The 23,986-nt window shown below is 46.7% G+C and carries 29 protein-coding genes and 1 riboswitch; of the genes, 27 read left to right on the top strand and 2 right to left on the bottom strand.

Going from position 1 to position 23,986, the window contains the following annotated elements; genetic code table 11:
• Positions 1 to 21: 21 nt before the first annotated feature.
• From rpsE to rpsI, 17 genes are all read left to right on the top strand, one after another.
• Entirely contained in the window at positions 22 to 525 is a 504-nt protein-coding gene (gene rpsE, locus FC61_RS03975) for a 30S ribosomal protein S5 (protein ID WP_011668482.1), read from the top strand.
• Positions 526 to 539: 14 nt separating this feature from the next.
• Entirely contained in the window at positions 540 to 722 is a 183-nt protein-coding gene (rpmD, locus tag FC61_RS03970; RefSeq protein ID WP_011668481.1) for a 50S ribosomal protein L30, read from the top strand.
• 35 nt (positions 723 to 757) lie between these two features.
• Positions 758 to 1,192, top strand: coding sequence for a 50S ribosomal protein L15 (gene rplO / locus FC61_RS03965; RefSeq protein ID WP_021742682.1), 435 nt, complete (start codon positions 758 to 760; stop codon positions 1,190 to 1,192).
• A complete protein-coding gene (gene secY, locus FC61_RS03960) occupies positions 1,192 to 2,502 on the top strand; it encodes a preprotein translocase subunit SecY (protein ID WP_011668479.1) in 1,311 nt (436 codons plus the stop codon). The genes rplO and secY overlap by 1 nt, the downstream gene beginning before the upstream one ends.
• An 80-nt stretch (positions 2,503 to 2,582) precedes the next feature.
• The gene (locus FC61_RS03955) at positions 2,583 to 3,242 is read left to right on the top strand and encodes an adenylate kinase (protein ID WP_024526564.1); all 660 of its coding nucleotides are present in this window, start codon (positions 2,583 to 2,585) and stop codon (positions 3,240 to 3,242) included.
• 164 nt (positions 3,243 to 3,406) lie between these two features.
• Entirely contained in the window at positions 3,407 to 3,625 is a 219-nt protein-coding gene (gene infA, locus FC61_RS03950; RefSeq protein WP_011668477.1) for a translation initiation factor IF-1, read from the top strand.
• Between the two features lie 29 nt (positions 3,626 to 3,654).
• A complete protein-coding gene (rpmJ, locus tag FC61_RS03945) occupies positions 3,655 to 3,774 on the top strand; it encodes a 50S ribosomal protein L36 (protein ID WP_011668476.1) in 120 nt (39 codons plus the stop codon).
• Positions 3,775 to 3,800: 26 nt separating this feature from the next.
• Positions 3,801 to 4,166: a 30S ribosomal protein S13 gene (gene rpsM / locus FC61_RS03940; protein ID WP_011668475.1), complete on the top strand. Its 366-nt coding sequence runs from the start codon at positions 3,801 to 3,803 to the stop codon at positions 4,164 to 4,166.
• 17 nt (positions 4,167 to 4,183) lie between these two features.
• Entirely contained in the window at positions 4,184 to 4,573 is a 390-nt protein-coding gene (gene rpsK, locus FC61_RS03935; protein ID WP_011668474.1) for a 30S ribosomal protein S11, read from the top strand.
• Between the two features lie 87 nt (positions 4,574 to 4,660).
• Positions 4,661 to 5,611, top strand: coding sequence for a DNA-directed RNA polymerase subunit alpha (locus FC61_RS03930; RefSeq protein ID WP_011668473.1), 951 nt, complete (start codon positions 4,661 to 4,663; stop codon positions 5,609 to 5,611).
• 30 nt (positions 5,612 to 5,641) lie between these two features.
• Positions 5,642 to 6,025 carry a 50S ribosomal protein L17 gene (gene rplQ / locus FC61_RS03925; RefSeq protein WP_011668472.1) on the top strand — a complete coding sequence of 128 codons (384 nt, stop codon included), beginning with the start codon at positions 5,642 to 5,644 and terminating at the stop codon, positions 6,023 to 6,025.
• Between the two features lie 263 nt (positions 6,026 to 6,288).
• Positions 6,289 to 7,128, top strand: coding sequence for an energy-coupling factor ABC transporter ATP-binding protein (locus FC61_RS03920; protein ID WP_011668471.1), 840 nt, complete (start codon positions 6,289 to 6,291; stop codon positions 7,126 to 7,128).
• The gene (locus tag FC61_RS03915; RefSeq protein ID WP_024526565.1) at positions 7,104 to 7,976 is read left to right on the top strand and encodes an energy-coupling factor ABC transporter ATP-binding protein; all 873 of its coding nucleotides are present in this window, start codon (positions 7,104 to 7,106) and stop codon (positions 7,974 to 7,976) included. The genes FC61_RS03920 and FC61_RS03915 overlap by 25 nt, the downstream gene beginning before the upstream one ends.
• The gene (locus FC61_RS03910) at positions 7,969 to 8,769 is read left to right on the top strand and encodes an energy-coupling factor transporter transmembrane component T family protein (protein WP_021742685.1); all 801 of its coding nucleotides are present in this window, start codon (positions 7,969 to 7,971) and stop codon (positions 8,767 to 8,769) included. The genes FC61_RS03915 and FC61_RS03910 overlap by 8 nt, the downstream gene beginning before the upstream one ends.
• A gap of 9 nt (positions 8,770 to 8,778) precedes the next feature.
• Complete coding sequence (gene truA, locus FC61_RS03905; protein WP_042516722.1) at positions 8,779 to 9,576, top strand: tRNA pseudouridine(38-40) synthase TruA; 798 nt, start codon at positions 8,779 to 8,781, stop codon at positions 9,574 to 9,576.
• A 138-nt stretch (positions 9,577 to 9,714) separates the two neighbouring features.
• On the top strand, positions 9,715 to 10,158 hold the full coding sequence (gene rplM, locus FC61_RS03900; protein ID WP_011668467.1) for a 50S ribosomal protein L13: 444 nt from the start codon (positions 9,715 to 9,717) through the stop codon (positions 10,156 to 10,158).
• A 13-nt stretch (positions 10,159 to 10,171) separates the two neighbouring features.
• Positions 10,172 to 10,564: a 30S ribosomal protein S9 gene (gene rpsI / locus FC61_RS03895; RefSeq protein ID WP_011668466.1), complete on the top strand. Its 393-nt coding sequence runs from the start codon at positions 10,172 to 10,174 to the stop codon at positions 10,562 to 10,564.
• A gap of 64 nt (positions 10,565 to 10,628) precedes the next feature.
• On the opposite strand, the gene manA is transcribed toward rpsI, so the two are convergent.
• Positions 10,629 to 11,597 (bottom strand): mannose-6-phosphate isomerase, class I, encoded by a 969-nt coding sequence (manA, locus tag FC61_RS03890; RefSeq protein ID WP_021742689.1) that lies wholly within the window; start codon positions 11,595 to 11,597, stop codon positions 10,629 to 10,631.
• Positions 11,598 to 11,780: 183 nt separating this feature from the next.
• Here manA and FC61_RS03885 point away from each other — a divergent pair, with 183 nt between their 5' ends.
• The 6 genes from FC61_RS03885 (at position 11,781) to ribH (ending at position 17,461) form a co-directional block, all read left to right on the top strand.
• The gene (locus FC61_RS03885; RefSeq protein WP_021742690.1) at positions 11,781 to 13,133 is read left to right on the top strand and encodes a TrkH family potassium uptake protein; all 1,353 of its coding nucleotides are present in this window, start codon (positions 11,781 to 11,783) and stop codon (positions 13,131 to 13,133) included.
• A gap of 12 nt (positions 13,134 to 13,145) precedes the next feature.
• A complete protein-coding gene (locus FC61_RS03880; RefSeq protein WP_021742691.1) occupies positions 13,146 to 13,808 on the top strand; it encodes a potassium channel family protein in 663 nt (220 codons plus the stop codon).
• 71 nt (positions 13,809 to 13,879) lie between these two features.
• A riboswitch (FMN riboswitch) is annotated at positions 13,880 to 14,014 on the top strand.
• Positions 14,015 to 14,142: 128 nt separating this feature from the next.
• Positions 14,143 to 15,213: a bifunctional diaminohydroxyphosphoribosylaminopyrimidine deaminase/5-amino-6-(5-phosphoribosylamino)uracil reductase RibD gene (gene ribD, locus FC61_RS03875; protein WP_080774887.1), complete on the top strand. Its 1,071-nt coding sequence runs from the start codon at positions 14,143 to 14,145 to the stop codon at positions 15,211 to 15,213.
• Positions 15,198 to 15,803 carry a riboflavin synthase gene (locus FC61_RS03870; RefSeq protein ID WP_021742693.1) on the top strand — a complete coding sequence of 202 codons (606 nt, stop codon included), beginning with the start codon at positions 15,198 to 15,200 and terminating at the stop codon, positions 15,801 to 15,803. The genes ribD and FC61_RS03870 overlap by 16 nt, the downstream gene beginning before the upstream one ends.
• On the top strand, positions 15,796 to 16,995 hold the full coding sequence (locus tag FC61_RS03865) for a bifunctional 3,4-dihydroxy-2-butanone-4-phosphate synthase/GTP cyclohydrolase II (RefSeq protein ID WP_021742694.1): 1,200 nt from the start codon (positions 15,796 to 15,798) through the stop codon (positions 16,993 to 16,995). The genes FC61_RS03870 and FC61_RS03865 overlap by 8 nt, the downstream gene beginning before the upstream one ends.
• Positions 16,988 to 17,461: a 6,7-dimethyl-8-ribityllumazine synthase gene (gene ribH / locus FC61_RS03860; protein WP_011668349.1), complete on the top strand. Its 474-nt coding sequence runs from the start codon at positions 16,988 to 16,990 to the stop codon at positions 17,459 to 17,461. The genes FC61_RS03865 and ribH overlap by 8 nt, the downstream gene beginning before the upstream one ends.
• Before the next feature lie 119 nt (positions 17,462 to 17,580).
• On the opposite strand, the gene asnA is transcribed toward ribH, so the two are convergent.
• Positions 17,581 to 18,588 (bottom strand): aspartate--ammonia ligase, encoded by a 1,008-nt coding sequence (gene asnA, locus FC61_RS03855; protein WP_021742695.1) that lies wholly within the window; start codon positions 18,586 to 18,588, stop codon positions 17,581 to 17,583.
• Between the two features lie 616 nt (positions 18,589 to 19,204).
• Here asnA and FC61_RS03850 point away from each other — a divergent pair.
• The 4 genes from FC61_RS03850 (at position 19,205) to FC61_RS03835 (ending at position 23,982) form a co-directional block, all read left to right on the top strand.
• Positions 19,205 to 20,617 carry an APC family permease gene (locus FC61_RS03850; RefSeq protein ID WP_035465014.1) on the top strand — a complete coding sequence of 471 codons (1,413 nt, stop codon included), beginning with the start codon at positions 19,205 to 19,207 and terminating at the stop codon, positions 20,615 to 20,617.
• Positions 20,618 to 20,669: 52 nt separating this feature from the next.
• A complete protein-coding gene (locus FC61_RS03845; protein WP_021742697.1) occupies positions 20,670 to 21,689 on the top strand; it encodes a lipoate--protein ligase in 1,020 nt (339 codons plus the stop codon).
• 191 nt (positions 21,690 to 21,880) lie between these two features.
• The gene (locus tag FC61_RS03840; protein WP_021742698.1) at positions 21,881 to 22,936 is read left to right on the top strand and encodes an LCP family protein; all 1,056 of its coding nucleotides are present in this window, start codon (positions 21,881 to 21,883) and stop codon (positions 22,934 to 22,936) included.
• A gap of 254 nt (positions 22,937 to 23,190) precedes the next feature.
• Positions 23,191 to 23,982: a YveK family protein gene (locus FC61_RS03835; RefSeq protein ID WP_021742699.1), complete on the top strand. Its 792-nt coding sequence runs from the start codon at positions 23,191 to 23,193 to the stop codon at positions 23,980 to 23,982.
• Positions 23,983 to 23,986: the final 4 nt, after the last annotated feature.

The raw sequence follows: 23,986 nt of genomic DNA, 5'->3' as shown, positions 1-23,986 counted from the left end.
AGTAAGGAGGAATAACCACACATGGCAAAATTTATTGATCCTGACAAGTTAGAACTTGAAGACAATGTTGTTGCTATCAACCGGATTACTAAGGTTGTTAAAGGTGGCCGTCGTCTTCGGTTCGCTGCACTTGTTATCGTCGGCGATAAGAACGGTCACGTTGGCTTTGGTACTGGTAAAGCACAAGAAGTTCCAGAAGCTATTCGTAAGGCCGTTGAAGCCGCTCGTAAGAACCTGATCGAAGTACCAATCGTGGGAACGACCATTCCTCATGAAGTACTCGGTACGTTTGGTGGGGGCAAGATCATGCTCAAGCCAGCTGCTGAAGGTTCTGGGGTAACCGCTGGTGGTGCCGTCCGTTCCGTCATGGAATTAGCCGGTGTTGCCGACGTTACTTCAAAGCGTTTGGGTTCTAACACGCCAGTCAACGCAGTTCGGGCCACTTTTGATGGCTTGACTCAGTTGAAGCGTGCTGAAGAAGTTGCCGCTCTCCGTGGTGTCTCTCTTCAACACTTAGCTGAATAAGGAGGGGTATTAAAATGGCTCAATTAAAAGTTACTTTAATTCATAGTGCGGCTCACCGCCTCCCTAAACAGCGGAAGATCGTGGAAGCTTTAGGTTTGAAGCGAGTTAACAGCTCTGTTTTACAACCGGATAACGAAGCAACCCGCGGTGCGCTTTTCCAAATCGCACATTTGATTAAGGTTGAAGAAGTTAAGTAAGTCTCATATCATTAAATAAGGAGGTGCGCAATAGCATGAAGTTGAATGAACTAAAACCTGCTGAAGGCTCACGGAAGGTTCGTAACCGAGTTGGCCGTGGTGATTCTTCTGGTAACGGTAAGACTGCTGGTCGTGGCCAAAAAGGTCAAAAGGCTCGTAGCAAGACTCGTTTGGGCTTTGAAGGTGGCCAAATGCCATTGTACCGTCGGATTCCAAAGCGTGGGTTTACCAACATTAACCGTAAGGAATTTGCTGTCGTAAACTTGTCCGCATTGAACGTCTTCGATGATGGCACAGAAGTAACTCCAGCTGCCTTGGTTGAAGCTGGCATCGTTAAAAACGAAAAAGCCGGTATTAAGATCTTGGGTAACGGTGAGTTATCAAAGAAGTTGACGGTCAAGGCCGCTAAGTTCTCTAAATCAGCTGCTGAAGCTATCGAAGCTGCTGGTGGTAAAACTGAGGTGATTTAATGCTATCAAGCTTGAAAAACGCCTTTAAGATTAAAGACATTCGTAATAAGATTCTCTTTACTCTATTGGTTTTGATTGTCTTTCGGTTGGGTACTTATATTACCGTCCCCGGCATTAACGCAAAGGCACTTCAAAGCGTTGCGTCTTCTGGATTGGTTAGTATTTTAGATACCTTCAGTGGTGGTGGGTTATCAAACTATTCCATCTTCGCGATGGGGGTTTCACCTTACATCACTGCACAAATCGTTATTCAATTGCTACAAATGGACATCGTTCCGCGCTTCGTTGAGTGGAGTAAGCAAGGGGACGTTGGTCGACGGAAATTGAATCAAGCAACACGGTACTTAGCAATTGCGTTAGCATTTGTTCAGTCCATCGGGATCACGGCTGGTTTCAGTGCTTTAAGTTCACTGAAATTAGTTCAAAATCCGAGTGTCGAGACATATCTTTCCATTGGGTTAATCTTAACCGGTGGAACGATGTTGACCACTTGGATGGGTGATATGATCACCGATCGGGGCTTGGGTAACGGGATTTCAATGATCATCTTTGCGGGGATCATTGCCCGGACACCAAAATCTGTTTATCAACTCTATCAAACTTATTTCGTCGATGTTTCGTCAAGCGGTTGGTGGAAGAGTGGTCTGTTTATTCTTGGGTTAATCGTGTTAGTTCTAATTATTGTGACCTTCGTTACGTGGGTTCAACAAGCGGAACGCCGGGTGCCTATTCAATATACACGCCGCGTGTCTGGTTCGCCAGATAGTAGCTACTTACCGTTGAAGGTTAATGTTGCGGGGGTTATCCCCGTCATCTTCGCGAGTTCGTTTATTGCCACGCCACAGACTATTCTGATGGCGTTCCAAAACACCCACTCTCAAGATGCATGGTACCAAACGTTGACGGACGTCTTTAACATGCAGACGCTCGATGGTGCTATTTTGTACACTGTTCTGATCGTTGTGTTCACGTTCTTCTATGCGTTCGTGCAAGTTAACCCAGAAAAGTTAGCGGAGAACCTGCAAAAGCAGGGGAGCTATATTCCTGGTGTTTGGCCTGGTCACGAAACGCAATCGTACGTTTCCAGTTTGTTGATGCGTCTCAGCACTGTTGGGGCTCTCTTCTTAGGATTCGTATCTTTAATTCCGTTATTAGCCCAGAACCTTTGGAACTTAGATGAGTCAATTGGTTTAGGTGGTACCAGCCTCTTAATCGTGGTTGGGGTTGCCATTGAAACGATGCGACAAGTTGACGGATTGATGATGAAGCGCGAATACGTTGGCTTTATCCAAGATCCAGAACCAGCTTAATGAGTTTCCAGCGGGTGTGTTGATCTAATTGGCACACCTGCTTGTGTTTTTCGGGAAAATTTCGAAGAAGGAGCATGAACATGACAGCAATGAATTTAATCCTCATGGGCTTACCGGGCGCCGGTAAGGGTACCCAAGCCGAAAAGATTATCAATGAGTTCCATTTGCCACATATTTCCACGGGAGATATCTTCCGTGAGGCAATGAAGAACGAAACTGAAATGGGCTTGGCTGCCAAGAAATTTATCGACAAAGGTGAATTGGTGCCGGACGAAGTGACGAACGGTATCGTTCGTGATCGGTTAGCTCAAGATGATACCAAAGATGGGTTCATGTTAGATGGATTCCCCCGGTCAATTGTTCAGGCTGAAGCGTTAGATACGTTTGGACCTGAACTTGACCGGACCATCAACGCCGTGATTAATATTCACGTCGAACCAGAAGTCTTGGTAGAACGCCTTTCTGGTCGTTACATTTGCCGTAATTGTGGCGCAACTTACCACAAGTTATACAAGCAACCTAAAGTTGCGGGTACGTGTGATGTCTGTGGTAGTCATGACTTCTATCAACGTGAAGATGATAAGCCTGAAACAGTTAAGAATCGGTTAGCAGTTAATCTGAAAATGAATACGCCGCTGGTTGATTACTACACGAAAAAGGGTTTATTATTTACGGTTGATGGTGACCGTGACATTGATGACGTCTATGTCGACATCGAAAAGATCCTGAAGAACCTGTAGGAAGTCGCTTAATTCTTGCGTCTAAGCATGAATTATGGTAAGCTTATTCAGGTTTAGCCTGTAAATGGCGCGCTGTCGCGATTCACAGGTGCTAGGTGGGGTCCAATTGTGGATTCTACCGCTTTTACGTGTGGTTAACACACAAATAAAAGGGAGGTACTTTCGTGGCGAAAAGCGATGTCATCGAAGTCGAAGGTAAAGTTACCGAAACATTGCCTAACGCGATGTTTCGGGTCGAATTAGAAAACGGTCATGAGATTCTCGCTCACGTTTCCGGTAAGATTCGGATGCACTACATCCGGATTCTGCCTGGTGACCGAGTAACTGTTGAAATGTCACCGTATGACTTGTCTAAGGGCCGGATCACTTATCGCTTTAAGTAGCGGCCGGGACAGATGTAGGAGGGATATTCATGAAAGTAAGACCATCAGTTAAGCCAATGTGCGAACACTGCAAGGTTATCAAGCGTAAGGGCCGAGTAATGGTTATTTGCTCAGCTAACCCTAAGCATAAACAACGCCAGGGTAAGTAATTCAATATTATAGGAGGTGCACCTAAATGCCACGTATTGCTGGAGTGGATTTACCACGTGATAAGCGAATCGCTTACGGTTTGACTTACATTTTTGGAATTGGAATTAACACGGCTCACAAGATTGTTGCTGATGCCGGTGTTCCTGAAGACGTTCGGGTTCGTGATTTAACACCCGATCAAGAAGACAAGGTTCGTGCCGAAGTCGACAAGTACAAGGTCGAAGGTGACTTACGTCGTGAAGTTAGCCTGAACATCAAGAACTTGCAAGAAATTGGTTCTTACCGTGGAATGCGTCATCGTCGCGGTTTACCTGTTCGCGGTCAACACACCAAGAATAACGCCCGCACTCGGAAGGGTAAAGCCGTTTCGATTGCCGGGAAGAAGAAGTAAAGGAGGGTTAACACTTTATGGCTACTAGAAAAACTAGTCGCAAACGTCGGGTGAAAAAGAACATTGAAGCCGGGGTTGCACATATCCATGCTACGTTTAACAACACTTTGGTCATGATTACTGACGTTCAAGGGAACGCGATCGCTTGGTCATCAGCCGGTGCCTTAGGTTTCAAGGGTAGTCGGAAGTCAACACCATTTGCTGCTCAAATGGCTGCTGAAGCCGCTGCTAAAGCATCACAAGAACACGGAATTAAGTCCGTTGAAGTTGCTGTTAAGGGTCCTGGTTCAGGACGTGAATCTGCAATTCGGGCCATCCAAGCTGCTGGGATCGAAATCACGGCTATTCGTGACGTTACCCCAGTGCCTCATAATGGGACTCGTCCTCCAAAGCGCCGTCGGGTTTAACGTGAGCGTTTCATTAATGAGGGCAACCTTCATGATGGGATTGACTTATAGGAGCTCAACGCGGTTTGAAAGGGGTAAACGATAAGAATGATTGAATTTGAAAAGCCTAACATTCATAAAATTGACGAAAGTAACAACTACGGTAAGTTTATTGTCGAACCGTTGGAACGTGGTTACGGGACAACGCTAGGAAATTCCTTACGGCGGATCTTACTTTCTTCATTACCTGGTGCAGCTGTTACCAGCATTCAAATCGACGGGGTTCTGCATGAATTTTCGACTGTCGAAGGTGTCGTTGAAGATGTCACGCAAATCATCTTAAATGTTAAGAAGATTGCGTTGAAGCTTAATGGCTCTGATGATCAGGAAGAAACGATGGAGATCAACGTTAAGGGTCCTGCTCAAATCACCGCTGGTGATATTGTTGCCGGAGCCGACGTTGATATCTTGAACCCAGATCTGTACATTGCAACAGTTGCGGATGGTGCAACGTTCCATATGCGGATGACAGCTGATAAGGGCCGGGGCTATGTTTCTGCTGACGAGAACAAAACTCGCAACACCGACATGCCAATTGGCGTTTTAGCTGTGGATTCTATTTACACCCCAATCGAACGGGTTAACTACCAAGTAGAGAATGCACGGGTTGGCCAACGAGCTGACTACGATAAATTGACCCTGGATGTTTGGACAAACGGTTCAATTAATCCAAGCGAAGCCATTGCTCTGGCTGCTAAGATCTTGACTGAACATCTGGCAATGTTTGTTGATTTGACGGACGAAGCTAAGAATGCAGAAATCATGGTTGAAAAAGAAGAAACGCATAAGGAAAAGATGCTTGAGATGACCATCGAAGAGCTCGACTTATCCGTTCGTTCTTACAACTGTTTGAAGCGTGCTGGTATCAACACGGTTCAAGAATTGAACAACAAGACCGAAGCAGACATGATGAAGGTTCGTAACTTGGGTCGCAAGTCCCTTGAAGAAGTTAAGGCTAAGTTAGCTGACTTAGGTTTGTCACTTCGGAAGGAAGACTAATTTTAGACACTCAAAGGAGGGTTTCTGGTTATGAGTTACCGTAAATTACAACGGACTAGTTCTCAACGTCGTGCCTTGTTACGCGATTTGACCACTAGTTTAATCTTGAACGGCCGCATCGAAACGACTGAAGCACGCGCTAAGGAAGTTCGCAAGACGGCTGACCAAATGATTACCTTGGGTAAGCAAGGCGACTTGCACGCCCGGCGTCAAGCTGCTGCGTTCATTCGTAACGTAGTTGCTGATGTTAAAGAAGACGGCGATGATGTGGTTGTTACCAGCGCATTGCAAAAGGTCTTCAGCGAATTAGCACCTAAGTATGCTGATCGTAAGGGTGGTTACACGCGGATTATGAAGACAATGCCTCGTCGCGGCGATGGTGCTGCTATGGCTATCTTGGAATTCGTTGACTAATCAGTCATTGGTTACAGGGAGTAATCGCGTCCCTAAACGCGGTCAATAAGTTTCAAATTAATCACTAGGACTATGTGGTATAGAGCGTTATGATGATGGGAATTCCCCGAGTCTAGCTTGAATGGGGGCGAAAGCCTCAGCGCCGCTAGTTTGTTAGTGATTTTTTTATACCCTTTTTTACCTGGTGGGGATTGCGGGGGGTTCGCGGTTTTATAAAACTTTGGTATAATTACTGGTGACTTTGCTGAGGGAGACGGTGTAAGATGACAGAAAATATCATTAGTGTGGATCACTTAACCTATCAATACGATGAGAATCAGGCACCCGCATTGACTGATGTGAGTTTTACCGTTCACGCTGGCGAGTGGTTGGCAATTGTCGGCCATAATGGGAGTGGTAAGTCAACGCTGGCTAAATCATTAGATGGATTATTGCCGTTTACCCAAGGCAGTGTGACCGTTGGCGGGATCACGCTAACGCCGGAAACTGTCTGGCAGGTGCGGGAACAAATTGGCATGATTTTTCAGAATCCAGACAATCAGTTTGTTGGGGCCACGGTTGAGGACGATGTGGCTTTTGGACTTGAGAATCGTCAAATTTCGCGTGATGAAATGGTTCCGCGAGTACAAGCTGCTTTAGCCCAGGTAGGTATGACCAGTTTTGCCCAGCGAGAACCCAGTTCTTTATCCGGGGGCCAGAAACAGCGGGTAGCATTAGCTGGGATTGTGGCAATTGCGCCCAAAATTCTAATTTTAGACGAAGCAACGAGCATGTTAGATCCTCAGGGTCGTATTGAAATGCTAGCAATTGTGCGCCAGCTACGTCAGCAACAGAATTTAACGGTCATTTCGATTACTCACGATATTGATGAGGCGGCTAGTGCCGATCGGGTTTTGGTGATTGATGATGGTCGGCTAGTAGACGAGGCAGTTCCATCACAAATCTTTGAGCGCGGTACCCAACTCGTTGAGATGGGATTAGATCTACCCTTTACTGAGAAATTAAAAGCGGCTTTACGTCAGCGGGGAATTACACCACCGACGACGTATCAAACCGCGGCGGAAATGGAGGAATGGCTGTGGCAATCGCTTTCGAACACGTAACTTATACTTATCAAGCGGGTACGCCAATGGCCCATACTGCGTTGACGGACGTTTCATTGACGGTTCCCGATCGCGGCTATCTCGCAATTATCGGGCATACGGGTAGTGGTAAATCAACCCTAATTCAGCAGCTTAATGCCTTGTTAAAGCCGACGAGTGGCACCATCAAAATTGATGAATTTACGATTACCCCGGAGACAACCAATGCGGCCTTGAAACCACTGCGTCAGCATGTTGGTATGGTTTTTCAATTTCCCGAAAATCAGTTGTTTGAAGAGACTGTCCGACAAGACATTGCCTTTGGTCCTAAGAACTTCGGTATGGCCGAGGCCGATGCGCTGGCGTTAGCTGATGAGATGTTAACGACTGTCGGGTTGGATCAGAGTTATGCAGAGCGGTCACCGTTTGAGTTATCCGGTGGTCAGATGCGGCGGGTGGCCATTGCCGGCGTCTTAGCCATGCAGCCAAAAGTGTTGGTTTTGGATGAACCGACCGCTGGGTTGGACCCCCAAGGTCGCCAGGAAATGATGCGATTATTTGCCCGATTGCATCAAGAACAAGGCTTAACCATTGTATTAGTGACGCATCAAATGGAGGATGTTGCCCAGTATGCCGAGCAAGTTGCGGTGATGCATGAAGGTCGCCTCATGAAATTTGGAACCCCAGCTGATGTGTTTAGTAATCGTGAGTGGCTCCAAGACCATCAGTTGGATGTGCCACAAGCGGCACAATTTGCCCGCCGATTACGTGATCGGGGATTAACCTTTCCTAAACAGCCCTTAACGGCCGATCAATTAGCCGACTATCTAGCCCAGCAGTGGGCCCAGCGGGGGGCAGATCATGTCTAATTTTATCTTTGGGCGGTATTTACCGTTGGATTCAGTGGTTCATCGATTAGATCCCCGAGCGAAATTGATGCTGAGCTTTTGCTATATTATTGTTGTTTTCTTGGCCAACAATATCTGGAGTTATGCGATTCTCATTGCTTTTACAGTAGGCGCTATTCTAGCGTCTAAAATCAGCCTTGGATTCTTCTTGAAGGGAATTCGCCCCTTGCTTTGGTTAATCGTCTTTACGGTCGTGTTGCAGCTCTTATTCAGTCCAGCTGGGGGACACACGTATTTCCACTGGGCCTTTATTAATGTCACGCAAGATGGATTGATTAACGCTGGCTATATTTTTGTTCGCTTTCTCTTAATTATCATGATGTCGACGTTATTGACACTATCGACTCAGCCACTAGACATTGCCACCGGGCTGGCATCATTGATGAAACCATTACGGTGGGTGAAAGTGCCCGTTGATACCTTGGCGATGATGTTATCGATTGCCTTGCGATTTGTACCCACGCTAATGGACGAGGCCACTAAGATTATGAATGCCCAGCGTGCTCGAGGCGTTGATTTTGGGGAAGGGGGCTTGTTCAAGCAAGCCAAGTCCTTAATTCCGCTAATGGTGCCCCTATTTATGAGTGCGTTTAATCGTGCTGAGGATTTGTCGACAGCGATGGAAGCGCGGGGGTATCAAGATAGTGAACACCGGAGTCAGTACCGAATCTTAACTTGGCAACGGCGTGATACCGTCACTTGGCTATTATTTTTACTTGGATTTGTGGCGATTTTAATTTTTCGTCATTGGTAGGAGGAACAGATGCAACGTTATAAAGTCACTTTAATGTATGACGGTACCAATTTCGCTGGGTTCCAGCGGCAACCCAATAAGCGTACTGTGGAGAGTACACTGACCGGTGTGGTCAATAAAATGGCCAAACAACCTGATCCGGCAATTGTGATTTATGGTTCTGGACGAACTGACGCAGGCGTCCATGCTTTGGCGCAGGTGGTTCATTTCGACTTTCCCTTTCTCATCCCTGCGGATAACATGCGCAAGGGCTTAAACAGCATGTTACCGATGGATATGGAGGTCTTAAAGGTTGAGGAGGTCGCCTTGACCTTCCACGCGCGTTATGATGTCTCTGGTAAACGGTATCAGTACCGCATGGACATGGGCGAATTCCGTAATCCTTTTAAGCGAAACTATACGGGTCATTGGAAGTTTCCAGTCGATTTGGCAAAGATCAACGTTGCCTTGGCTGATCTGGTAGGTGAACATGACTATACGAGTTTTGTTGCCTCGGGCGCCCAAACGCGGACGTTCGTGCGGACTATCTATGAAGCCACTTGCCACATTGATGAGGCCAATCATGAGTTAGTTTTTGAATTCTACGGAAATGGCTTTATGTACAACCAGGTCCGGATTATGGTGGGCGTGTTAGTCGAAATTGGGTCGGGCACCCGACCGGTTCATGATGTTTTACGCTTGTATGAGGTCAAGGATCGTAAGCAGGCGCGGCGGACGGTGCCGGCGGCCGGACTGTACTTGAAACACGTCTATTATCAGGGGGAAGATCCGCAACATCCGACAAAATTACCGCAACATCAGCGATAATTTAAGTTCAAGGGACAAACAATCATTGACTTTATGGGAAAAACTTTGTATCATAGTCGTTGGTATTGTTTGCCCCACGATAAGCCCCGGAAAGTTTACTTGGTGTCAGACAAACACAGATTTATGGAGGAATTTAACGTGCGTACAACTTATATGGCAAAACCTAACGACGTTGACCGCAAATGGTACATCGTCGACGCAACCGATGTTAGTTTAGGTCGGCTTGCTTCAGTCGTTGCTTCAATCTTACGTGGTAAGAACAAGCCAACGTTCACCCCTAACGTGGACACTGGCGATAACGTTATCGTGATCAACGCTGAAAAAGTTGCTTTAACTGGCCGTAAGGCGTCTAACAAGATTTATTACCACCATACTGGCTTCGCCGGTGGTTTGAAGTCACGGACTGCTGGTAACTTCCGGGATGAAAACCCAGAAAAATTGATCGAAACTTCTGTCCAAGGTATGCTTCCTAAGAACTCCTTAGGTCACCAAATGGCATTGAAGCTTCACGTGTATGCTGGTGCAGACCACAAGCACGAAGCTCAAAAGCCAGAAGTATTAGACATCACTAACCTAATCTAAGGAGGAAACCAAATTGGCACAAGTTCAATATCGCGGCACTGGCCGTCGTAAAAACTCCTCTGCTCGTGTACGTTTAGTACCCGGCTCAGGTAAAATTGTTATGAACAACAAGGCAATCGAAGACTACATTCCATTTGCAAGTATTCGTGAAGTTGTCTTACAACCATTCAACGTTACGGAAACGCTTGGTAACTACGATGCATTAGTTACTGTGCGTGGTGGCGGTTTCTCCGGTCAAGCCGGCGCAACTCGTCATGGGATTGCTCGGGCATTGCTCGAAGTTGACCCAGATTTCCGTGGCCCATTGAAGCGCGCTGGTCTGTTGACCCGTGACGCTCGTATGAAAGAACGGAAGAAGCCAGGTCTCAAGAAGGCCCGTAAAGCTTCACAATTCTCCAAGCGTTAATATTTCGATATTACGATTGGCAAAATCCTCACCAGCGATGGTGGGGATTTTTTTGTGAATTGATTTAAATATCCGGTCCGGGTAACGTCGCAATACAACTTAGGTGATTGCCGTGTATCTGCCAGTCAGTGACGGTTGACGGTAAAATGAGATGATCTCCCGCTCGTAATGGGTAAGGCTGTTCAGCAATGGTGAGGGCTCCCGTACCGTTTAGAACGGAAACTAACGTAAAGTCAGTTGCGGCTTGGTGAAAAGTATGGGTTCCGTTCAAGTCCCATTTAACGACAGTAAAAGCGGGAGCTTGAACGAAATTCGTCTGCATAAAATGGTGGTCGCTTGTTGTGGTTACTGTCAGTACGGGATCGCGGTGGGGAACTTGAATCGTGTCAATAGCCTGTTTCAGGTGGAGCCGACGTTTATGGTGAGTGTGTGTGTCCACTCGATCGAAATCGTAAAGCCGATACGTCGTGTCTGAACTTTGCTGCGTTTCCAAGACCATGGTGCCAGCGCCTAACGCATGGACGGTTCCGGCTGGAACATAAAAGAAATCTCCGGTTTTAATTGGTATCCGGCGAAATAGGGCCTGCCAGTTCCCCGTGTGAATCCACGCTGCCAATTGTGATCGCGTCTGAGCATGGTGGCCGTAATAGAGTTGGGCGTCTGGCTCAGCGTGAATGACGTACCAACACTCAGTTTTTCCTAGTTCGTGTTCATGCACTCGCGCATAGGAGTCATCGGGGTGAACTTGAACTGAGAGATCCTGTTGGGCATCTAGGATTTTGGTCAACAACGGAAAAGGCTGTTGCGTGTCGCGATGGCCGAACAGTTCGGGGTGAGCGTGCCAAACGGCTGCGAGGCTTTGCCCCTGATAGCGGCCGTTCTTAATCGTTGATAATCCGTGGGGATGACCACTAATTCCCCAGCACTCACCGGTGTGGTCGGAGAAAATGGGATAGTTAAACCGGGATCTCAGCTGAGATCCGCCCCAGATTTTTTCGTGGAAAACGGGTTGAAGTAATAAGGGTGCTGGCATAAAAGCATCTCCTCTAACTTTTTTGGTTAATCGCTTCTGACAACTTGAGTGTAGAAAACTCACACTAATATTGCAAGCGTTTTCTACCGGGGCTAAAATCTGATTTTCAGTTGGATAAGTGTTGTGTTCCGTTCATCTTTGGCTTAAGCTGAATTGAGATGAATAGAAGAGGAACGGAGACTCATGGAAAAAATTAAGCAGTCACAATTATTCGATACGCTTTCTAAAAAAATGGTCTGGGGCTTTGTCTTCTTGATTACGATTGGTACAGTGCTTTTGAGCCTACCAGTTGCGACCAACGGCATGCGGGGGACTTCCTTTATTGATACGGTCTTTACGGCGACCTCAGCGACCTGTATTACCGGGTTAACGGTCGTTAATACGGCGGAACACTGGTCAATTTTTGGTCAGGTAATCATTTTAGGATTGGCTGAAATTGGTGCCTTAGGGTACATGACCTTTGCGGTATTGTTATTTAATCTCATGCGGCGCAACCTGGACCTGTCAACGCAATTGATGGTTAAAGAGTCGCTAAACTTAGAAAATTTAAGTGATACTAAAAGCGTAATGACCTATGTCGTCGGCTTGTCGGCATTATTTCAGATTGGTGGGAGTCTACTACTAGCAGTTGACTTTGTGCCCCGCTATGGCTGGGTGCGGGGGCTGTACATCTCGGTCTACCATGCGGTCATGTCCTTTTGTAACGCCGGCTTTGATGTCTTTGGGGACAGTCTAATGCGCTTTCGAAATGATTCCTATCTGCTACTAGTTACCATTATTTTGATTATTGGTGGCGGATTAGGGTTCTTGGTCTGGCGCGATCTGCTGTTATTTCACGAACGCAAACGGCTAACGCTCAATTCTAAGCTGACATTGACAACCACCGGCGCTTTGTTTGTTATTGGCTTTTTGTTGTTACTGGTTACGGAGCGCAATCTATCGATCCTACCTGCGCATACTTCATGGCTTAACCGAACGATCAATACGTTATTTTTGAGTGTGACCCCCCGGACGGCTGGGTTGATTACCGTGCCAACGAATAGTCTGCAATCAGGGAGTATTTTTCTGATTATGATCTTAATGTTTGTTGGTGGGACGCCTGGGTCTACTGCTGGTGGGATTAAGACCACGACGTTCGGTGTGTTGATGCTCCAAAGCATTGCCCAATTGCGCGGGAAAAAAGACGTTGAATTTAGTCGACGGCGCTTTAGTGCTAGTAATATTAACCGCGCCTTACTGTTGATCTTTTTAGCCAGCATCGTCATGGTCGTGGCCACGTTGATTCTGACGCAAACTGAGAAAATTCCTAAGGGCTTTGGTCTGGAGTACATCCTGTTTGAAGTGTTATCTGCCTTTGGAACGGTGGGCTTAAGTCTGGGATTGACGCCGCATCTAACCGTGATTGGTAAGTTGGTCATTATGTTACTGATGTTCATCGGTCGGGTAGGTATTTTCACGTCGCTATATTCACTGTCTAAGCGGCAAACCACAGTTAACAAGATTCGTTATCCTGAAGAAAATGTTTTGATTGGTTAGGAGGTATCATTCATGAAGAAAAGTTTTGCAGTCTTAGGTCTCGGTCGATTTGGACAGAGCGTCGTCCAGACGCTGGCAGAAGAACACCAAGATGTGCTAGCCGTGGACGTAAAAGAAGAACCCGTCAATGAAATGATGGATATCGCTACCCAAACATTAATCGCAGATACGCGGGATGAAGATGTTTTACGCGGGCTAAATATCGATACCTTTGATTACGTGATTGTGGGAATTGGTAACAATATGGAGGCCAGCATTTTGACTACCATGTTAGTCAAGGAGTTGGGGGCTAAAAAGGTGATTGCTAAGGCAGAAACCAGTGACCACGGCCGGGTGCTCCAACGCGTGGGGGCCGATCAGGTGACTTATCCAGAACGGGATATGGGGCATGGGATTGTTCGCAAGCTACTGTCCAATCACATTTTGAATTTTATTGACCTCAGTGACAAGTACACGTTGGCTGAAGTCGTGATTACGGACCCGCACTTTGTCGATCAGGATCTAGTTGCCCTGAACCTGCGGCAGCGGTTCGACTTGACGGTAATTGCGATTCAGCATGAAGGGAAGATCAACATCTCCCCACAACCCACCGATGTTGTCCGGTTGCATGACGTATTAACGGTGGTCGGACCGATTGAAAATGTAGAGGCATTGGATGAATCACTGAAGAAATAAATGGCTTAGCCAGTGATTCAAGGTTGTTGCAAATTAAAAAATGGTGTACAGTAGTTGTTGAAAACTGAATATGATTTCTTCGGGGCAGGGTGAAATTCCCGACCGACGGTGACAACTTAAAGTTGAAGTCCGTGACCCACGTTTAACGTGGTTGACCCAGTGTGAGTCTGGGACCGACAGTATAGTCTGGATGGGAGAAGAAACGAACGCTAATGTCGTACTTCTGTGCACACTTTTTTAAGTGTGAACTCGTATGAGATCTTATTTAGCTTACTATTAAATGGGGCCCCGCATGTTTAACTGCGGGGCCTTTTTTTCGTGAGGTGAATGAGAATTGTTGGAACAATCATTTATGCAACAAGCCGTCATAGCGGCCCGCCGGGGTTCTGGGCATACTTGGACCAATCCATTGGTGGGGGCCGTGTTCGTTAAGCATGGGCAAATCTTATCGGTGGGCTATCATCATCGGTATGGTCAACAGCATGCAGAGATTGATGCGTTGGCCCAGCTCCAGCGACCGCAACAGGCGCAAGGCGCGACCTTATATGTCACCTTGGAGCCATGTAGCCATTTTGGTAAAACACCGCCGTGTGCTGATCGCTTGATTGAAGTGGGAGTTGGTCGGGTAGTGATTGGACAACGCGATCCTAATCCATTAGTTGCTGGCCGCGGCATTTCTAAGCTACGTGCAGCGGGGATTTCTGTGAGTGTTTTGGATTCAACCACGGCGCTGAACACGGCTTACAATTTTTATTATCAGCATCATCGACCCCAAGTGACTGTAAAGTATGCTATGTCACTAGACGGTAAGGTTAATCAGGCGGAAGCCCAACGAACCTATTTGACAGGAGCAGCTGCGATGGCTGATAGTCAACAGCTACGACGACAGCAACAAGCTATTTTGATTGGTGAGCGGACGCTAACTATCGATCATCCGCGATTAACCATTCGCGATGCGATAACAGATGAACCAGTGCCAATTCGGATGGTGGTGCTTCATGACATTGAACATATCGATACCAGTCAACCCTTGTTTAAGGCGCCGGGGCCCATTTGGTTGTTGACCACCCACCCAGCAACGCGTCAATTACCAGAGCAGGTTCGCGTTTTTACCCGAACAACGTGGTCACCAGCAGCGATTACAGCATTATGCTATCAGCAAGGAATTCAAGCACTTTTAGTTGAAGGCGGCAGTCATTTACAGGCAGCTTTCGTGCGAGATGACTTGGCGGATCAATTAGTCATTTATCTCAGTCCGTTGTTAATTGGTGGTGCGGGACAACCGGCTGTGTACGCCCCTGATTGGCCCAGTCCCAAACGGGCTTACACACCGCCGGTAACGACGCTTTTAGGAAATGATGTCAAGCTGACAACTAGGAGGCAACGTAAATGTTCACAGGAATAATTACAGATCAAGGTTACATTCGACAAATAAATAAAACAGCCACGGGAGCACAGCTCGTTATTCAAACGACACGGGCTCATCAGACACGACACGTCGGGGACAGCATCGCCGTGAACGGGATCTGCCTCACTTTAACCGCAGTGACTAACGAAGCATTTACCGTTGTTGCAATGGCTGAAACCTTGCAGCGTACGACACTGGGAACTTGGCAGACTGGTATGCAGGTCAATCTGGAAGCTGCTTTACGAGCAGATCAAGGATTGGATGGACATATCGTTCAGGGGCACGTTGACACCACAGCGACCTTACGAGCAAGTCATACCGAAGGGGCCGCAGTCCGGTTGACCTTTGATGTATCAGCTGATCAAGCTCCTTACTCGGTTGAAAAGGGTGCTGTGGCCTTGGATGGTGTTAGTTTAACGGTTACGGCAGTTACTCGTCAGACGGTTCAGGTAGCGCTGATTCCCTATACGTTGGCACATACGAGTCTTGGTCATCTACAGTGCGGTGATCAGGTGAATGTAGAGACAGATATTTTGGGGAAGTACGTGGTTCGTCAGTACCAGTTAGGGGGGATGACTGATGACTAGTCGAGTTGAGGATGCCTTGACAGCGTTAAAGCGTGGTCAGTTAGTTATCATAGCAGATGCTGAAGATCGAGAAGCTGAGGGGGACTTAGTGGGATTGGCAGAATTGGTTACACCGGAGACAGTCAATCAAATGGTGACACATGCTCGGGGATTATTGTGTGCGCCCATGGCACCAGAAATTGCACAACGGTTGTCGTTGCTACCAATGCTGCCGCACAGTAGCGATGCTTTTCAGACGGCATTTACGAGTAGCCTAGATGCGCGGAGTACCAGCACGGGGATTTCTGCCATTGACCGCGCCGCAACGATTCATCAGTTAGCGGCGACAACCAGCACATGGGATGATTTTTATCACCCCGGACATCTCTTTCCCTTGATTGCACGAGCCAATGGTGTCTTAGAACGTGAGGGACATACGGAAGCAGCCGTTGATTTGGCTCGTTTATGTGGGGTGACGCCAGTTGCTTATATTTGCGAGATTCTCAAGAAAAATGGTCAGATGGCTCGCCGTAAGGATCTAAAAGCATTGGCGGAAGGACTGAAAATTCCATTTATTACGATTTCAGAGATTAAGGCTTATCGCGTAGCTCAGACTGTTTCACCAATCTCACGGGTGAAACTCCCGACAGTATATGGTGAATTCACCCTACAGGATTTTGAGAATGGCGATGAGCAACCAGATCTCTTACTGACCTATGGTGATGTGACGGGGCAGAAATCCTTATTATTACGCGTTCATAGTGAATGCTTGACGGGGGATGTGTTTGGTTCGCAACGTTGTGATTGTGGTGCCCAGCTGCAAGAGTCAATGCGGCGAATTGCGGCTGCCGGTCGTGGTGCTATTTTGTATTTACGTCAGGAAGGACGTGGCATTGGCTTAATCAATAAGTTACGTGCTTATACCTTACAAGACCAGGGAGCCGATACGGTAGAAGCGAATGAACAACTTGGCTTACCTGCCGATGCGCGACGTTACGAACGGGCCGCGGCTATTTTACACGCTCAGGGACTGACACGGGTTCGCCTACTGACCAATAATCCTGATAAGGTGAAACAACTATCTCAAGCAGGCATCACGATTACTCAGCGTGAGCCTCTAGAAGTGGGGGTTACCCGGACAAATCGGGATTATCTACTAACAAAGAAGCATAAGTTCCATCATATCTTAAATGAGGTGACAGATAATGACTGAGATTTTAGGCTTACCGATAACGCGACCCGTTAAGGTGGGAATTGTTGTCGCAGATTTTAACGACTTGGTAACCACCAGATTACTGGCCGGTGCGCAGCAGGCGTTGCGACAGGCGGGGATACCGGAAGAAAATATTCTAGTTGTCCAAGTACCGGGTGCGATGGAATTACCGCGGGTGACGCGGCGGCTGAGTGAAACGGGGGTTATTGACGGTGTTATTGCCCTAGGTGCGGTGGTTCAAGGGGAAACGGATCACTACACCTATGTTTGTCAGCAAAGCGCCGCTGGGCTGGCTCAGGCTTCGTTGACAGGACCTATTCCGGTGATGTTTGGTGTACTGATGACGGCTAATATGGATCAAGCATTGAATCGTGCGGGTGGAAAAGGGGGAAATAAAGGTCGAGAATGTGCACAGGCACTACTTCAAGTATTAAGCGTGGAGCAACAGTTATCGGAGCTACGTTGATCTAGTAAATAATAGGAACACATTAAAAAGCCATCTAATTTCTCACTAAGAGAAGCTAGATGGCTTTCTGTTTAATTGTCAGACTAATCCCAGATTATTAAAGGATTAGTTGGTGGTTTTTACAGCAAATGAATATTAGCAGCTTCACACTGGTCGATCATGGCTTGGGGCCATAAGGCGGCTTGGACTTCGCCCACGTGCGCCTTCCCTAATAGCAGCATACATAGCCGCGACTGACCAATGCCGCCACCGATGGTAAAAGGCACTTCTTCATGTAGGACCATCTGGTGGTAAGGTAGGCTCAGTCGATCTTCCGCGTCAGCAATCTTTAATTGACGCTGCATGGACTCGGCATCCACGCGAATACCCATACTAGAGATTTCGATGGCCTGCTTCAATGGTTCATACCAGAAGAGAATATCGCCGTTTAATTGCCAGTCGTCGTAGTCAGGAGCCCGACCATCATGGCGCTTACCACTCTTGAGGGCCCCCCCAATTTGCATTAAGAAAACACAGCCCAATTCCTTGGTGATGGCGTTTTCGCGTTCCCGAGGGGTCAGATCAGGGAAGCGATCTTCGAGTTCCTGAGTCGTGATGAAATGAATTTCGTCAGGTAAGTGATGCACGGCTTCGGGGAACTTGTACCAAACCTCGTGTTCCATGTGCTTGATAACTTTAAAGATTTGCCGAACGGTTTGTTTCAGGGTATCGAGCGTCCGTTCTTCCTTGGTGATCACCTTTTCCCAGTCCCATTGATCGACATACGCCGAATGGAAGTTATCGAGATCTTCGTCTTTACGGATGGCGTTCATGTTGGTGTAGAGGCCTTCGTGGAGGTTAAAGCCATAGCGTTTTAAAGCGACTCGCTTCCATTTAGCCAAGGAGTGGACGATTTCAATCTGTGAATCGCCCATGTCTTGCATGGTAAAGGACACGGGTTGTTCAATCCCGTTCAGATTATCATTGAGACCCGTTGATTTTTCGACAAACATAGGTGCGGATAGACGGGACAAATTCAGTTGGGCACCGAATTCATCTTGGAAGGTTTCTCGAATGTAGCGAATGGCACGTTGCGTGTCTTTGACTGATAATTTTGGATCGTATGAATCTGGAATGATTAAATGCATCGTCCTTACTCCTTTTCAATTTAAATTTAAGACAAAAAGAAAAGTCTCCCGTCCCTAGATATCTAGGGACGAAAGACTTTTCGCGGTACCACCCAAGTTGTTTATGCAACGATAAACCAACTCAATCAGAGTACAAACATACTCCCCGATGGTAACGTATCGGTGACGGCTCGCCCTACTATGACCCGGGTCATTTCAGGTAGCAACTAAGAAAGGGTTATTCCGTAAGATCCACACTGATTGGGTTTACACTAAGTCCCAACTCACTGGCAGGTTGACCAAACGTACTTGTCTTTCCTCCGTTTTTTATCTTGTGGTGCTAATATTAGCACCTTTTTGAGATTTGTAAACCCTAAGATTAAAAAATCATGGCGAATTATCGAAAATTGACTGGGAGTTTTAAGCACCTTATATAGTAAAAACGGATCAAAAAATTGTTTAGTCTTTTAGGGGATTGGTGGCATCATCTTGGGGAAATTGGGAGATGAATTGGGTAACGCAACTATTGTTGAGGCCGGGTTTTGTGGGAGAATCTATTGACTTTTAGCAGAAACCAAATTAAACTATTGTAATTAATCTAATCAAAATCTCATTTAATGTGAAAGGCGGTGGCGTCTTGAAATGGCCACAACGACTCTTTATTAAGAAACAAGTCCAAACGGATCTATATCGAAAAACTGGATTGGAAAAGACCCTAACAGCATTTAGTCTGACCACGATGGGGATTGGCGCAATTGTCGGGTCAGGGATCTTCATCACGCCTGGATTAATTGCGGCTAATTATACAGGTCCTGGGGTGATGTTATCCTATCTGATTGCCGTGGTCGTTTGTGCGATGGCGGCGTTGTGTTATTCGGAGTTTTCTTCAACGATTCCGTTAGCGGGCAGTGCATATACCTATGTGTACGCTGTTTTTGGTGAATTTGTGGCGTGGATTTTAGGTTGGGCCTTAATATCCGAGTATCTGTTTGCAGTTTCCTCGGTGGCGGTGAGCTGGTCGTCGTACTTTCAGAATCTCTTAGCCGGGTTTGGTCTAAAGCTACCAGCCTTCTTCCAAGCGGCGGCCGGTACGGCTGGCGTCAAAGGTGGGGGAATTGATGTGGTTGCTTTAATCATCACGATGCTGGTAGCGTGGCTATTGTCCAAGGGAATTCGGGAATCGGCGCGGATTAATAACATTATGGTGGTTGTGAAGATCTTAGTCATTTTGTTATTTATCGGAATCGCCATCTTTTATGTGAAACCGGCGAACTATAAGCCATTTCTGCCGTTTGGAACCAGTGGGATCTTTAAAGGAGCTGCGGTAGCCTTTTATGCCTATATTGGTTTCGATGCGGTGTCGACGGCGAGTGAAGAGGTCAAGAATCCCAAACGTAATATGCCAATTGGGATTATCAGCTCACTGCTGGTAGCGGCGGTGCTGTATATTAGTCTTTCTGCTGTGTTGGTCGGGGTGGTACACTACACAAAATTAAACGTGGCTGATCCGGTGGCTTTAGCCTTAACGTTGGTGCACCAGAACTGGGCTTCGGGAATTATTTCATTTGGGGCCATTGTGGGGATGACAACGGTGTTAATCGTGATGTCATATGGCGGAACGCGGTTATTATTTGCTATTAGTCGAGACGGTCTCTTACCGGCAACATTGAAACGCTTGAACCCCAAGACACACGTTCCAGTGGCCAACACCTGGATTTTTGGCGTGGTAGCCAGTGTCTTTGCGGCGTTGATTCCGATTGATAAGATTGCCGAATTGGTAAATATCGGCACGTTATCAGCATTTGCGATGGTTTCGTTGGGGATTGTCTTCTTGCGGCATGATGAACGATTTAAAAATTTGGATACAGCTTTCAAGGTGCCATGGTACCCATATTTACCGATTGCCTCATTTCTCGCCTGTGTTTACCTGATGACGCAACTTCAAGCTTTTACTTGGGCGGCTTTTGGCGTGTGGGTGGTATTGGGTTTAATCGTCTACGTTAGCTACGGTTACCGGCATAGTCAGGTACGGGCTAAAACATCACGGTAGCGTTTCCATTTCGTGGTACACTAAGTTTAATTCTTGTGAGAGGGATGACGTAATGCGTTATTTAGCCAGTTCAAGTTTAGATATTCGGCAAAACTTAGCGATTGAAACGTATTTGATGGAACATGCCGATTTAACGGAGCCCATCTTATACTTCTATATTAATTCGCCGTGTATTATTGTGGGTCGTTACCAAAATGTTTTAGCGGAGATTAATCAGCAGTACGTTCAGGATCATCAGATTATTTTGACCCGGCGGACATCCGGTGGTGGGGCAGTTTATGATGACCTAGGCAATGTGAGTTTTAGTTTCATTACTCGTGATGACGGGGATGCTGTGGGGAATTTTAAACGCTTCACGGACCCGGTGATTAAGGCCCTTCATCGTATGGGGGCAACTGGGGCAGCCATGACGGGACGTAATGATTTAACGATTGATGGCAAGAAGTTCTCGGGTAACGCGATGCACGCTGAACAGGGACGGCTGTTTTCCCATGGTACCTTGATGTATGACGTGGATCAGACGCAGATTGAACGGGCGTTGCGGGTGCCGGCGGATAAATTGGCCTCTAAGGGAATCAAGTCGGTGCGTAGCCGAGTGACCAACTTGAAGCCGTACTTTGACGCGGCCTATCAAAATCTGACGATTGAAGACTTTCGGGATACCTTGGCTAAGGAAATTCTGGAAGTGGACGATTTATCCGCGGCTAAACGTTATGAATTGAGTTCAACGGATCGGGCAGGAATTCAAGCGTTAGTGGACCAGTATTTTAATAACTGGGACTGGATTTATGGTAAGGACCCGGCGTATTCATTAACGCGGCGCCAACATTTTGCTGGTGGAACGGTTGAGTTTGACTTGGATGTTGCCCAAGGGCAGATTCAAGCCATCCAAATCCATGGCGATTTCTTTGGTCAATTACCAATTGCCGCGGTGACGACGCAATTAACGGGAATCCCGTATACGCCAGCGGCAGTTCAGAAGGTTTTTGACCAGATAGATGTGTCAGCGTATTTTGGCCGGATTTCGGCACCGGAGCTTGTACAACTGCTAACCCAACAGCCGCAAGCTTAGACGTGGTGGGATCAACTGCGATTAATGACGCTGATTGGTGAGCACTCTTGGTTTTTTCTTAAGGTTGGTCGGGAATTAGGAAGTGTTAAGGCTGGGCCTCTATAATGGTTAAGTCGATCACAGAAACACAGGGAACAAGAATGAGCGTCTGGTAGTGTGACAGGCGAGCTGAAAGGGTGGCTAACCAAACCATGGAAATGGAAAAGCGGCAACGACCGCGCCGAAAGAAACATCATGTGCGCAATTTTTTCTTGCTGTTGGTCCTGGTGCTAATTGCCGGGGGCACAGCGTATGGCATGAAAAAATATCAGAGTATTAAAAATGCAGTGGATACCACGTATCAGGCTTCGGGAGCCAAGAAGTTGCGAAATGTTAATGAAGTACTATCGGCCAAGAAACCGGTGTCGATTCTCTTAATGGGGACCGATACAGGGGCGTTGGGCCGAACATTTGCCGGTCGAACGGATAGTATGATGGTGGTCACGATTAATCCCAAAACTAATAAGACCACGATTACCAGTATTCCACGAGATACCGCAGTAAATATTCCGGGTTACACCAGCTATGGTGTCTCGAAGATTAACGCCGCGTACGCTTATGGTAAATCCAAGACGGCGATCACCACCGTGCAGAAGATGCTGAACATCCCGATCGATTTTTATGCCATTATCAACATGGGCGGGATGGAAAAGATTATTGATGAGGTTGGCGGCGTGACGTTGAAGCCAACGCTGAGTTTCAGCTATGGGGGCTACACGTTCAAAAAGGGTGTAAAGACCCATATGAATGGGAAAAAGGCGTTGGCTTACTCACGGATGCGTGACGATGATCCGTTAGGGGATTATGGACGACAGACACGACAACGTAAGGTCATTATGGCCTTATTGAATAAGTCGAATTCAATCTCATCACTGCTAAATGAGGACTTTATTAGTTCACTGTCGAAGCAGACTCAGACGGATTTGACCTTTAATGACCTGACGGCACTGGCAACCAACTACCGTAAGGCCACGCAACATATTAAGACGACGCATTTGCAAGGAACTAGCGAGACAATCGAGAGTCAAAGTATGGAGGTCGCCTCAAAATCCGAACTACAACGCGTTACCAACTATATTCGTAAAGCTCTGGGATTGAGCCACAAAACGACGGGCACGATCGCCCAAATGGATAGTACGAGTTCAACAGCAACTACGGACACAACCAGTGGGACTGGTGATACTGGCGGTCCAGGTGGCGGATACTAAAGCTAAACGAAATGAAGGTTCACTTGTCATGTAACATGTGACAAGTGAGCCTTTTTTGCATGCTGTTCAACTTGTTAAAACACGAACTAAAAGTGACCAATTTGCTATAATGTTAAGATTTTTACCCAAAAAGCCTTTATTTTTGATAAAAAGCCCGCTATACTATCATAAGTATAAAAAAATTAATGTTTATAAAAGTTATCATCGAAAATTAAGCTTACATACGATGGTAGTAGGCCGTACTGGAGGAAAATATGGATTCTGAGCAAACAATTAGTGTGATGCAAATTTTTGGTATCTTGCGTAAACACATCAAAGCAATTTGGATCACAACTTTAGTAGTTTTTTTGGCGTCGATTTTTGTTACCTTTTTTGTGATGACGCCAAAATATGAGGCGACAACCGAAATATTGGTTAATCGAAAACTATCGGCCAGTATGCAGGCGGCACAGTATCAGCAGGCACAAGCCGATGTGCAGATGATCAGTACATATAAGGACATTATTATGAGCCCCACTGTTCTGAAGAGTGTTAGCAATACGACTAATGAATATCCCGGATATCCAGGTTCAATAAATGGCTTAAAGAATGCAATCGCGATTAGTAGTCAAACCAATTCACAGGTTTTTTCGATTACCGTTAAAGCAACAGATGCTAAGACAGCTGCTATGATTGCGAATAAAACGGCTGCAATATTCAAACAAAAAGTTGTTAAGATGATGAGTGTTCACAATGTAACGATTGTCTCAAAAGCGACACCGAACTATTCGGCGGTCAGTCCGAGAAAGACCATCAATTTGGCAATCGGATTAATTGTGGGGCTGATTCTCGGTATTGGATTGGCATTATTGCGTGAAGTTACGGATCGAACGGTTACTTCTGAGAGTTACTTGACGGATGAATTGGGATTGACCAGCTTAGGTATCGTTAGTGAAATTGACGATAAGGAAGTTAAAAAGCGGATTACGCGTGAACGTCACAGTTCAGACGTCTTAATTACCGGTGCAGATGGCAGAGTAGAAGCGCGTAGCCGAAGAAGGGTGTAGGTGA

Source organism: Levilactobacillus brevis ATCC 14869 = DSM 20054 (assembly GCF_001433855.1).
Classification (GTDB): Bacteria; Bacillota; Bacilli; order Lactobacillales; family Lactobacillaceae; genus Levilactobacillus; species Levilactobacillus brevis.
This window is presented reverse-complemented; position numbering and strand designations above follow the sequence as displayed.